At 40.4% G+C, this 371-nt stretch carries 1 pseudogene; it reads left to right on the forward strand.

The features are described 5' to 3' along the window. Positions 1-90: 90 nt before the first annotated feature. Positions 91-371: pseudogene (locus CWC11_RS23205) on the forward strand (ABC transporter permease); the annotation flags it as partial.

Genomic DNA, 371 nt, shown 5'->3' on the forward strand with positions numbered 1-371 from the left:
AGAGAAATTTTCTATCCGCAATTTGTATGTAGCCCCAATGAGCCTCGAAGAAGCTTATTTATCTCTAATGAATGCTAGGAGCGCTTAACCATGATAAACACAACATCCTTTATACTTGAAAGCAAAACTGAACTCTTGAGCACATTTAGAAGTAAGGGTTTTGTGATCCCAGCCACCCTATTTCCTTGCTTGTTTTATCTTTTCTTCGGCGTGGTGTTCAGTCATCATGACTCCCATAACTATATGTATATCAATTATCTGATATTTGGCATGATAGGACCTGCGCTATTTTCCTTTGGCGTTAACGTCGCCCTTGAAAAGCAAAATGGTTGGCTGATACTCAAGCAGCTCTCTCCCGTTTCTCCCTATCA

The sequence above is a fragment of the Pseudoalteromonas sp. S3178 genome, assembly GCF_005886985.1.
GTDB lineage: Bacteria > Pseudomonadota > Gammaproteobacteria > Enterobacterales > Alteromonadaceae > Pseudoalteromonas > Pseudoalteromonas carrageenovora.